Origin of the sequence: Maridesulfovibrio sp. (assembly GCF_965230075.1) — a bacterium.
In the GTDB taxonomy this organism is placed as follows: domain Bacteria; phylum Desulfobacterota; class Desulfovibrionia; order Desulfovibrionales; family Desulfovibrionaceae; genus Maridesulfovibrio.
On the sequence record NZ_OZ245945.1, the window covers coordinates 4396150 to 4408251 of the forward strand.

The following is a 12102-nucleotide window of genomic DNA, read 5'->3' on the forward strand; positions in this document are numbered from 1 at the left end:
AAATACTAAAAAAAAGTCCGCAACATCTATTTGATATTGCGGACTTTTTTATTGAAAATAAACTAACGGAGCAGCATCTACTTAAATATAGATTCCAAATCCAAGGTCTTGAAATATTCAATAGTGCTGACCAATCCTTTTTCGAGCTGTATGGTAGGTTCCCAGCCGAGTTCTTTTGCGCGAGTGATATCAGGCTTGCGCTGCTTGGGATCATCTCCGGGCAGAGGCTTGAAAATGAGTTCTGATTTTGATCCGGTGAGTTCGATAACTTTTTCAGCCAACTCGAGAATAGAAAATTCTGTCGGATTACCGAGGTTTACCGGCCCGGTCACTTCATCAGGAGTTGCCATAAGAGTCAGAAAACCTTCAATCATATCGTCTACGTAACAGAATGAACGAGTCTGAGAGCCGTCACCGTAAATTGTGATGGGTTTTCCGAGCAGGGCTTGGGTAATGAAATTTGAAACTACACGACCATCATTGGGATGCATCATTGGACCGTAAGTGTTGAAAATACGGCCTACTTTGATGTTCACTTTGTGCTGACGGTAGTAGTCGAAAAAAAGCGTTTCAGCACAACGCTTCCCTTCATCGTAGCAGGAACGAGGACCGATGGGGTTTACACTCCCAACATATGTTTCAGGCTGCGGATGCACTTCGGGATCGCCATAGACTTCTGATGTGGAGGCCTGAAATATTTTTGCCCTGGTACGCTTGGCAAGGCCGAGCATGTTGATAGCACCATGTACGGAAGTCTTGGTAGTCTGCACTGGGTCATGCTGGTAATGGATCGGTGAGGCAGGACAGGCCAGATTGTAGATTTCGTCAATTTCCAGATAGAGCGGAAAAGTTACATCATGCCGGATTATCTCAAAATTAGGGTTACTCAAAAGATGAGTCACATTGGATTTGGTCCCGGTAAAAAAATTATCCACACAGATCACGTCACACCCTTCAGCAAGCAGACGTTCACAAAGATGTGTGCCCAGAAAACCTGCTCCCCCGGTCACCAGAACCCTTTTCAGTAAGTGCATTTTCAAACTCCTGAATATTCAATTTATCCGCATTCCCTATCTCATTCTCTTCGTTATATAAATCAACTGAGTGCTGAAAGCTACCCGATCATTTATGCACAAATTTATGTTTTAAGCCTGTTCTTTTGAAATAGACAATATTCAAAGCAAATTATACCTTAACCCCGCAAAAACAGTCAGGGAAATGATTTACATATTTTATTAAGCAGAGGGGAAAGAGTTATGTCCAAAGTATATTTCTGGAATTTGCGTACTACACGCAAATCTCCGCATGCTTTGAAAATGAAAAAATTGCTCAAGCAGTCCGGCCTGAATGCTATTATTGATCCGGGTAACCTTGTTGCTCTGAAAGTTCATTTCGGGGAAAGCGGAAACACCGGTTATCTTAATGCACTTAATCTGCGTCCCATCGTGGATTTTCTGAAAAAAGCAGGTGCTAAACCTTTCTTTACTGACACCAGCACCCTTTACGTTGGAGACCGTGGGGAATCCGTTTCTCACGGACTGCTGGCCGCACGTCATGGCTATGATCCCAACGTGGTCGGTGCTCCGGTAATGTTTGCAGACGGTTTGCGCGGTGAATATGAAACCACCATTCCCTATGCAGGCGAACACATCTCTGAAGCACACGTGGGCGGCATGTTCATGGAAACAGACATGATGGTCACCCTCAACCACGTTAAAGGCCACGGCCTTGCCGGCTACGGCGGAGCCATCAAAAATATCGGTATGGGCTGTGCCTCCAAAAAAGGTAAAATGCACATCCATGTTTCCACAGGTCCGCACCTGCACCCTGAAAAATGTACCGGATGCGGGGTTTGCATAACCGAATGTGCTGCCAAGGCACTTGATCTGGATGATGAAGGAAAAATTATCATGGGTGGCAAGTGTACCGGATGCGGACGCTGTTTCCTGTCCTGCCGCTACGGCGCAATCTCCATCGACTGGAAAAGTGATGTTGATATCTTCACCAAGCGTCTCATTGAGTACAACAAAGCCATTCTGGATAACCTCAAGCGTCCGGCCATGCACATCAACTTCCTGATGAACATTACCCCGGACTGTGATTGCCACGGCTATAGCGATGCGCCCATCTGTCCCGATCTCGGAGTTATGATTTCATCCGACCCGGTTGCAGTGGATCAGGCTTCACTTGATATGATCAATGCAGCACCTCCGCTCTACCCCAGCCGGCTTCCTGACGGACTCAGCAAAGGTGATGATAAATTCAAAGCACTTGCACCAGATACCCCGGACTCTTTCGGACTCAAGTATGCTGAGGAAATCGGACTCGGTTCTCGTAACTATAAATTGGTTACTATTTAGCTTAAATAACATGTTCCAAAACATAGGGCGCAGTATCTGCAAAGATACTGCGCCCTTTTTTTTGAACAATTTATCGCTACAAATTGTTTATAACTAATTCTTATTTTTTAGATATTTATCTTAATTATGCACAAAACGAAACGTCAAAATCAGCCATCATTAATTTAACCACTTCCACTGACATCCCCCCCGGGTAACTTCAATTAAGAACATGGCTCCGGTTCTTTTAGTATTATGAATGGGTACTAAATGGGGTTAAATTAATGTTTTGAACAATTTTAAACTACAAATTGTTTACAACTAATCCTTCATTTTCAAGAACTTGCATTAATTCTGCACAATTTGCAGCTACGAAATCAGGCTCCGCTTTCCGGAGCTCTTCCACAGACATACGCCCGGTGGCTACACCTGCAGTCATGGCTCCTGCTCTTTTCCCGGTTTCAATATCCATGGGATGATCGCCGACCATAAGTGCGTTCTCAGGATTCACTCCAATCACTTCAAGAGCTTTGAAAAGATGTTCCGGATGCGGTTTCACGTTTTGAACATCTTCACGGGAAAGGAAACAGCCGGAAAGATTGTTGATCTCCGGGACAAGTTCGCGAACAGCCGAGGCGGTGTTGCGGGTGATGATTCCGGTCTTGATACCGGAATTGCGCAAACCGTTCAGAATATCACAGGTAAATGGAAACAACTTTCCATGGCGGGCTGCTTCAACTTCCATACTGATAATCAAAAAACGGCAGCGGGTATGAAATTCCTTGCCAAGGTCAGGATCTTCTTCCGCAAGGCAGTCGGCAATGAAATCCACCCATTCAAGAGCCGGAACATCCTTTTCCGGCAAAGGATCAAGAAAAGCACTGCCTAAGGCTTTAAGACGTTTCTTCATGTCATCGAAATCGATGGTCAACTCGGCCAGTGTGCCGTCAAAATCAAAAATTATTGCTTCTATTTTTTTCATATTTCGGTAAGTTTTGTACGGTCTTGCTTGCCCAAGTGCCCGCTAGGCGATATAAAATCACAACTTAATCAAGCAGATATTCCGGTTGTGAACATTTTTTCAGGAGTCCAAGTGTCCGGTAAATTTGATGTCATCATTGCAGGGGGAGGTCCTACAGGCTCTACAGCCGCAACCATCCTTGCTGGTAAAGGTTTTAAAGTAGCACTTATTGATAAGGCCGAGTTCCCCAGAAAAAAACTCTGCGGTGGCCTTCTTACTTATAAGGCTACTGAAGTATTGAATAAAATTTTCGACTGTGATGTTGATTGCCTTAAAGATAAAGGCATCATCAATTTTGAGTCACCTGAATATTCCATTAATTACCGCGACTACAACATCCGTGATGCAGAATCATCCATCCCCTTCCGCTTTGTGGATCGGGTGGATTTTGATTACTTCCTTCTGCAAAAAGCCGCAAATGCCGGAGCGCACATATTCACCGGTGAAGAAATCAAGGAATGCAATTATCAGGATGCAGAAGTAAAAACCGCATCAAACAGAATTTTCAAAGGAAAATACCTGCTTGGCGCAGACGGTGTACATTCTACCATCCGCCGTGCAGTGCCTTACAATAAGAAAAAATGGCGCGACGATATGGCTGCGACCATTGAAATAATTTTTGATGAAAAGGATTACCCGCGCAAAGTAACCAAGCCGGAACTCTACATCGGCCATTTGCGAGCCGGATATATATGGGTTTTCCCGGCCAAAGGAAAAGTCGTCACCGGGATCGGTGCGCTCAAACGCTGCACCACTGATTTCAAGAAAACCTACATGGATTTCCTGCGCACGCAAGGTATTGCAAATCCGGAATCCCTGCACATGCAGGGCTATCCGCTGCCTTATGGAAACTTCATGGAAAATCCGTGCTTCGGGCGCACTCTCCTTGCTGGAGACGCCGCAGGTCTGGTGGAACCGCTTTTCGGTGAAGGCATCTTCTACGCCCTGCAGACCGGACGCTACGCAGCTGAATCCATCGCCCGTGGAATAACTGAAAACAAAGCCCCGGATAAATTTTATCTGGAAAGGCTGGAAAAATACGTGTTCCCGGAACTGCGCTACTCCAACCGTTTGCGCTGGACCCTATTCTACTCCCAGCCGCTTTTAAAGCATATGTCGTTCAAAATGATGTTCAAATCCATGCCCAGAATACTGGCTGACATGGTTCACGGAGTGCGATCGTATAAATTTTTATTGAAAAAAGAATGGGATTAAAAAAGGGGTGATGTTCATGAACATCACCCCTCTATAATTTCTACGATTTAATCTGCGATAACAACATACCGCAAAGCATCAACCCACAACCGATCAAGCCTTGTGTGGTCAGTAATTCGCCAAGCAGCAACCATCCGGCAAAGGCCGCAAAAACAGACTCCAAGCTAAGGATAATTGCCGCGTGGGCAGGCTTGGCTTCCTGCTGAGCAACAACCTGCAAAGTATAGGCTACCCCGACAGACATAAGTCCGCCGTAAAGAATGGGCACAATCCCGGCCCAGATTCCAGCAAAAGTCATGGTCTCCAGCGCGAATGCCCCTATAAAACTGAATACGGAACAGGCAACGAACTGCCCTGCCGCGAATTTGACCGGATCAACCTTGCTGGCCAATAATGAAATAACCACAACATGTCCGGCAAAAAAGACCGCACAGATAAGTACCAGCAGGTCACCCATTTCAATATGAAAACTCTCGTTAACGGAAAGCAGATACATACCGATTACCGCCAGCACTGCGCCGATCCACGTGGGTAATCCTGTTTTCTGCTTGAAAAACAGCCCCATAATGGGAACAAAAACAACGTATAACCCAGTGATAAATCCTGCATTACCAGCCGTAGTGTAAACAAGTCCCCATTGCTGGAAAGTCGCCCCCAAAAATAGAGCTCCCCCGGCAATCAAACTACCCTTGATAAAGCTTTTCTTATCAACTTCCTGATAAGTACCGTCTTTCTTCTTTTCGCGGTCTATGCGCTGAATGAGCGGCAACAACGCGGCGGCACCAAGTGCAAAACGGACCGCGTTGAAAGTAAGCGGTCCCATGTAATCCATCCCCACCCGCTGGGCCACAAATGCGGCACCCCAGATAATGGCAGTGATAAGCAGTAAAATATCAGCTTTAAAACTTTTGGTGTTCATAAGTTCCTTTTCAAAAAAATCCGGCAGAAAATATTTTCTGCCGGATTAATAAAGCACTGTTGTTTATAAACTTATTTATTCAGACTCAATCTCTTCTACAGGCTCGGTCAGCAGGAACTCGCCTTTCTGAATCCAATCCTTGAGCTTGTCAGCAATCTCAAGTGAAATGGAATGGCTTGTCAGCGGAACGGTGGGGATATCCTTGCCGTTCAGGTTGATGGAGCCGGACTTGAGTTCTTCAAGGGTCACATGGGCGAGGATATTTCCTACACCGTTGGGATAATCATATCCGTAATCTTTGACAGGCATCTGGATATCAGCATCGGAAACACCGGTGTACCAGGCCATTTCCTCGTTGAGGATGGGAATGGGGATACCGACACCTACAGATGCTGTGCACCCGTAACCGGGGAAACTCAGTCCGCGGAAGTAGCGGGAATCCATCTCAGTCACATTGCTGGACTTGAGCATAAGTGTTCCGGACGGGGTCAGCGGAATACCGCGCTCGTTACGCTGCGGATTCTTCACATGCTGGGTTCCGGCTCCGATAACGTAACCTTTGGCCCCGGCAAGGAATATACGTGTCCCCATACCGATAGTCCTCAGGTACGGATCGTTGAAAAGCGGGGAAAGCTGGCCAGCAGTGGCAAAGTTCACATTACGCTGGTTGGGCTTAAGTGGTCCCATGTAGGTGTAGACGGTCCTGCTAGTCATGTTCACCGCGGCATTGTAGTTCTGGTAGCAGTTGCGCGGGTTAAGGATAGTCACATCCTTGAGATCCTTGAGGGAGACGTCTTTTTCTATTTCACGGCGGGGGTAACAGTCTGTGCCGTAAGCCTTGGCTTTGAGGCGTACGGTTTTACCGGCGATGAGATCTTCGATTACATGCCCTCCACCGTAAGCAAAGCGTCCGGGGTGAACCTTGTTCAGGGGATCATCCTCAGAAGGCTCTGTAACGCCGATAAAAGAGTCTACAGCGGCCACTCCGGCATAACAGGGGACATTGTTCAGCCAGACCTCGGAAGTCTTGATAAGCGGCGGAACCTGCCCGATGTTGAAAAACATGCCTGAAGAGCACATGGGGGAGAAAGTCCCGGTGGTGACTACATCTATCTCTTTGGCTGCTTCAACCTTGCCTTTAGAACGGACGATTTCGACCATTTCTTCAGCATTGACGACTACAGCCTTACCTTTCTTGATACGTTCGTTGATTTCACTGATTGTCTTGTTGACTTCAAAGGTAGTGGCCATTGGAAAGACTCCGTTTGGAATTTGGTTACTGGCAGGCCTGACAAAATTTTCCACAATACGTTCAAAAGTGATTTTCCGGGCAGGGACGCCCTGTGCATTTGAGTGAGAAGTCAGACCAGCAGAGATTGTGGCTTAAATAGCCTCTGATTGCAATTTTATTTTTTTTAGGGGGTAGATATTATTCCGCCGGAGAAAAACGTTTTAAGGGCGAATATGCCTTGGCTTAAGCTATATAATAATGTATAAGAACGTGTGGTTGCGGGGGTTGAGGAACTTCGGATTTTTTTTAGTTTTTTTTATTTTTATTTCAATAACTTAGAACACCCCTAAAAAATAAAATATTCACGTGAAAGAAGCACTGAGAAATCATCTTTTAAATTCATGCTCAGATTCCGAGCTGGCACGCTGGTTTGACCCCATAAATATCGACATCTCCGAAAAGACCGGGGAGGTTGTTGTCACTTTCCCACACGCATTTTTCGGGCAGTGGTTCAAATCAAGCATACAGGATCGTTTCGAAGAGCAGCTGGGCCAGTTTCTGGGCAGTGGATTCTCCATATCCTACTCCAACAACGGCTCAAGCCACAGTTCGGTTCAGGAACAGCCCGTCAGCGTCAAGAAAATCGACTTTCCCTTCGGGCATAACTTTACCTTTGAGAACTTTCTGATCGGCAAAAAGAACTACTTTCCCCTTGCCTCGGCCAAGGAAGTTGCCCGTGGTGACAATGTATCCTTCAATCCCTTTGTCATCTGCGGCAAAAGCGGATCAGGAAAATCCCACCTCTTGAAAGCCATTGCAAATGAAGTCTGCAAAAAGGTGGACCGGGAAAAAGTATTTCTCGGTAACGTTGATGACGTACAGAACATCTACTCTGTTCGTTTCGGTGGGGACGTCATGCGTGCGAGAAATTATTTCTTTGATTTCGAGTACTTCTTCCTAGATGACCTCAGGCAGATCAAGAAATACGAACATCTGCAGCAGGAACTAATCTCCATTTTCAATAATTTTTATGAACATGGAAAACAGATGGTTTTCAGCTGTACAGATAAATTGGCTTCCTACGACTTTTTGAACAAAAACCTGAAATCAAGGCTGGAATGGGGACTCATCGTCACCCTGAAAAGACCTGACCTTGAGATCAGAGCCAAGTATGTTCAAAAGCAGTGCAAACTGAAAAAGCTGCCTTTGAGCAAAGACCAGATCCTGACTCTTTCCCAAAGATTTCAGGACTTCAGATACCTCCAAGGTATCATCATCAAACTTTCAGCATTCCGTGAACTTGTGCGCAAGAACATGGATGACCGTGATTTTGAACACATCCTCAGTAACACGGAAGAAAAGGCTGACGAGACCCTTACACCGGAATATGTGATTGAGTCCGTGGCCTCCCATTTCAACCTCAAACCATCCGACCTTACCGGGAGCAAAAGGCACAAGATGACTGCCCACGCAAGGCAGGTGGCCATGTACCTTTGCAGGGAACTTTTAGGTATCTCCTATCCCGCACTCGGCCGGACATTTGGAGGCAAAGACCACTCGACTGTTCTTTATTCGGTAAAAAAAATACAAGAATTACAAAGAGATGATAGAGTTTTGAAAAGACTGTTGATAGACTTGAAGAATAAGTGTCTTTTGCGTGTCTCAAACTGAACAAGTTCAAAAAGAGTGTAGGTTTGTCACTTAAATGCGACAGGGATTGTGCATAAAAAAACAATAAATTTTAAAGACTTAACAAAGAAAGAAACATAGGAACCAACCTAATAAAAAAAACAAGGAGAATATATATGTATTTAAAGGTGAATAGGGATGAAGTGATCGAAGGATTGCAGAAGTCTGCCAGCATCATTCCCGCCAAAACAGGAGCAGCATATCTGCGCACTATCTGGCTGAAAAGTGATGGTGGAAACCTGCGCATCATGTCCACAGATTCCAATCTGGAATTTTGCGGAACATATCCGGCAGAGATCATGGAAGAGGGCCTTGCTGGGGTACAGGGACGTGCTTTCTATGATCTGGTCCGCAAACTTCCTTCCGGAGAACTGACCATCAAAGCTGATGCTGAAGGTTCTTCCATTCTGGTGGAGCAGGGTTCCAGAAAATACAAGCTGCCTACCAACGATCCCACCTGGTTTCAGAAATTCTCCTCTTTTCCTTCTGAAGGAGCAGTATTCTGGTCCGGTGACTTCCTGCTTGAACTCATTGAAAGAATCTCCTTTTGCATCAGTGATGAGGACAGCATGGAAGCCATTGCCTGCATGAACATTGTACCAGCTGCTGATGAGAATGGTCAGTTTGTGGAAGTATGCGGCCTGAACGGACACCAGTTCGCTCGCCTTAAATTCATCAATGATGACATCCATTCCATTCTTCCTGAAGAAGGCATCCTTATTCAGAAGAAATATCTGGTTGAACTGAAAAAGTGGCTCACTGAAGATGAGATTGAACTCAGCCTCAGTGAAAAACGTCTTTTCTTTAAGACCGCAGACGGCAAGGAAACATTCAGCCTGCCGCTGAGCTACTACCAGTATCCCAACTACAAGAATTTCCTGTCCAAGCTCAATGATGACGATGTGTCACGCATGAAAGTGGATAAATCCGAGCTTTCCATGGCTCTGGACCGTATCTCCATTTTTAACACCGATTCCAACCGTTGCGCTTCCTTCCTCTTTAACCCGGGTGAGCTGGTGCTATTCTCGCAGGGACAGGAAGTAGGTACTGCAACCGAATCCATGGAAATTGAATTCTCCGGTGAAATGGAACGCATTGCTTTCCCCACCAAAAACCTCATTGAGATCCTTGGACACTTCCAGTCCGACAAAATTAACTTCACCCTGACCGGAGCCGAAGCGCCCTGCGGCGTTACCGGCGATGATGACAATGAATACCTTGTTATCGTCATGCCCATGAAGGTTCAGGAAGAGACTTACTACAGCGAGGAAGACGTTTAATGGCTCCCAATCAAGATTACAGCGCGGAATCGATTACGGTCCTTGAGGGACTTGCCGCGGTTAGAAAAAGACCTGCCATGTACATCGGCTCCACCGATATCAGGGGTCTGCACCACCTTGTTTACGAGGTGGTCGATAACTCCATCGATGAAGCCATGGGCGGTTACTGCGACAAGTTCAAGGTAACCCTGCACATGGATAACAGTGTAACCGTATCCGATAACGGCCGCGGTATTCCTGTTGATATCCATCCCAAGAAGAAAAAGCCGGCTCTTGAGATCGTTATGACCGTGCTCCACGCCGGTGGTAAGTTCGATAACGATGCCTATAAAGTTTCCGGCGGTCTGCACGGGGTTGGTGTTTCCTGCGTAAACGCCCTTTCTGAGTCTCTTGAAGCTACAGTTCGACGCGGGGGTAAGATTTACCGCCAAAGTTACGAGAGAGGGGTTCCTACGGGTCCTTTGGAGTGCATTGGTGATGCGGTGACCACCGGTACCACCATCCGCTTTCGTCCTGACGAGGAAATTTTTGAAACCAACCAGTTTGATTTCAATACCCTCAAAAAACGTTTCCGCGAGCTGGCCTACCTGAACAAAGGGCTGATGATCGAGTTCGTTGACGAGCGTTCCAACGAATCCGCCAGCTTTAAGGCTGACGGCGGTATTGTTTCTTTTGTCGAAGATCTGAATAAAGGTCAGACCACAGTAAGTGACATCATTTATGCCGAGTCCGAGACTGACAACGTGATCACTGAACTGGCCGTGCAGTACAACACTGCCTTCAAGGAAAATACCCATACCTTTGCCAACAACATCCGTACTGTTGAGGGCGGAACACACCTGGCAGGTTTTAAGGGTGCCCTGACCCGTGCCATCAATACCTACATCCAGAACTCTGATCTGCCTAAAAAGCTTAAAATCAAGCTTTCCGGTGATGATGTTCGTGAAGGTCTGACCGCGGTAATCAGCGTTAAGCTTCCTGATCCGCAGTTCGAAGGGCAGACCAAGACCAAGCTCGGTAACTCCGAAATGGTCGGTATTGTGTCCGGTATGGTTTACGACAAACTTTCTTCCTATTTTCAGGAGAATCCCAAGGACGCAAAATCCATTGTTGAAAAAGTTGTTGATGCGGCACGTGCAAGGGATGCAGCGCGCAAGGCTCGTGACCTTGTCCGTCGCAAGGGGGCTCTTTCCGACCACTCCCTGCCCGGTAAGCTTGCCGACTGCCAGTCCAAGGACCCCAGCGAAAGTGAACTGTTCATTGTTGAGGGTGACTCCGCGGGTGGTTCTGCAAAGCAGGGCCGTAACCCCAAGCATCAGGCTATCCTGCCCCTGCGCGGTAAGATTCTGAATGTTGAGAAAACCCGTTTTGACAAGATGCTCGGTAACAAGGAAATTCGGGCTCTGATCACTGCCATGGGTATCGGCATCGGTCAGGAAGAGGGCGAGAAGGATTTTGACAAACTGCGTTACCATAAGGTCGTTATCATGACTGACGCGGATGTTGACGGTTCCCACATTCGAACCCTGCTGCTGACTTTCTTTTTCCGTCAGTACGAAGAGCTTATTCAACGCGGCCACCTCTACATTGCGCAGCCGCCTCTGTACCGTATTGCCAAGGGTAAATACGAGAAGTTCATCAAGGATGATTCCGAACTCTATTCCCTGCTTATCCAGAGGGTAGCCAAGGATATCAGCATCAAGACCGAGTGCGGTCAGGAATACCATCAGGAATCCCTGATCGAAATGCTTGATGATATCCGTTTTATCAAAGGAAAAATCGGTGAAGCAGCCAACATGGGTATTTCCGATGCCCTGTTTGCCAAGCTGGTCAGCCTTGATGAGAAGATGACTCCGGAAATGTTCGCTGACAGTGATCCGCAGAATTTCATCTTTAAGATGGAAGAAGCCGGTTACAAGGTCATCATCGAGCGCGAAGAGACAGAAACTGAAGGTGAAGCGCGTGTTTACGTTGTCTTTGAGAACGAAAATGGACACCGCACCAGACTGGCTGTTGAATTCTTCAACTCCAAGCTGTTCCGCAACACCTATGACCGTAACCGCAAGATCGTTGATGAGTGCGACGGTACCGACTTCAAGATCACCCGTGGTGAGAATGAAACTGAAGTCAGCGGTATTTTCAGCCTGCTCGATGGCGTGATGGAAGAAGCCTACAAGGGCATCAACCTCCAGCGGTATAAAGGTCTGGGTGAAATGAACCCCGAGCAGCTCTGGGAAACCACCATGGATCCCGAAAAGAGAACCATGCTGCAGGTGACCATTGAAGACGCATCCGCTGCCAACGACATCTTTGAAGATCTCATGGGTGATAACGTTGAGCCGCGCCGCGAATTTATTGAAAAGAACGCTCTCGCAGTTCAAGAGCTTGATATTTAATTCGGAGAAACA

Annotated in this window: 9 protein-coding genes; 5 read left to right on the forward strand and 4 right to left on the reverse strand. The window is 46.7% G+C overall.

All coding sequences use genetic code 11. The features are described from left to right. Window positions 1-77 precede the first annotated feature (77 nt). Entirely contained in the window at window positions 78-1034 is a 957-nt protein-coding gene (locus ACO05Z_RS19805; protein WP_421903912.1) for a UDP-glucuronic acid decarboxylase family protein, read from the reverse strand. 222 nt (window positions 1035-1256) lie between these two features. Between ACO05Z_RS19805 and ACO05Z_RS19810 the strand changes: the two genes are divergently transcribed. Then, window positions 1257-2360: a DUF362 domain-containing protein gene (locus tag ACO05Z_RS19810; protein ID WP_421903913.1), complete on the forward strand. Its 1104-nt coding sequence runs from the start codon at window positions 1257-1259 to the stop codon at window positions 2358-2360. Window positions 2361-2643: 283 nt separating this feature from the next. Here the strand turns inward: ACO05Z_RS19810 and ACO05Z_RS19815 are convergent, their stop codons facing one another. Beyond that, window positions 2644-3321 carry an HAD family hydrolase gene (locus ACO05Z_RS19815; protein ID WP_421903914.1) on the reverse strand — a complete coding sequence of 226 codons (678 nt, stop codon included), beginning with the start codon at window positions 3319-3321 and terminating at the stop codon, window positions 2644-2646. Between the two features lie 111 nt (window positions 3322-3432). Here ACO05Z_RS19815 and ACO05Z_RS19820 point away from each other — a divergent pair, with 111 nt between their 5' ends. Then, window positions 3433-4575, forward strand: a complete 1143-nt coding sequence (locus tag ACO05Z_RS19820) for a geranylgeranyl reductase family protein (RefSeq protein WP_421903915.1) — start codon at window positions 3433-3435, stop codon at window positions 4573-4575. A 40-nt stretch (window positions 4576-4615) separates the two neighbouring features. Here the strand turns inward: ACO05Z_RS19820 and ACO05Z_RS19825 are convergent, their stop codons facing one another. Both ACO05Z_RS19825 and ACO05Z_RS19830 read right to left on the reverse strand, forming a co-directional pair. Beyond that, on the reverse strand, window positions 4616-5494 hold the full coding sequence (locus ACO05Z_RS19825; protein WP_421903916.1) for a DMT family transporter: 879 nt from the start codon (window positions 5492-5494) through the stop codon (window positions 4616-4618). Window positions 5495-5569: 75 nt separating this feature from the next. Next, complete coding sequence (locus ACO05Z_RS19830; protein ID WP_421903917.1) at window positions 5570-6745, reverse strand: homocysteine biosynthesis protein; 1176 nt, start codon at window positions 6743-6745, stop codon at window positions 5570-5572. 346 nt (window positions 6746-7091) lie between these two features. Between ACO05Z_RS19830 and ACO05Z_RS19835 the strand changes: the two genes are divergently transcribed. The 3 genes from ACO05Z_RS19835 (at window position 7092) to gyrB (ending at window position 12090) form a co-directional block, all read left to right on the forward strand. Continuing rightward, window positions 7092-8396, forward strand: coding sequence for a DnaA ATPase domain-containing protein (locus ACO05Z_RS19835; RefSeq protein WP_421903918.1), 1305 nt, complete (start codon window positions 7092-7094; stop codon window positions 8394-8396). A gap of 134 nt (window positions 8397-8530) precedes the next feature. Further along, window positions 8531-9694, forward strand: coding sequence for a DNA polymerase III subunit beta (gene dnaN / locus ACO05Z_RS19840; protein ID WP_421903920.1), 1164 nt, complete (start codon window positions 8531-8533; stop codon window positions 9692-9694). Next, window positions 9694-12090: a DNA topoisomerase (ATP-hydrolyzing) subunit B gene (gene gyrB / locus ACO05Z_RS19845; RefSeq protein ID WP_421903921.1), complete on the forward strand. Its 2397-nt coding sequence runs from the start codon at window positions 9694-9696 to the stop codon at window positions 12088-12090. The genes dnaN and gyrB overlap by 1 nt, the downstream gene beginning before the upstream one ends. Window positions 12091-12102: the final 12 nt, after the last annotated feature.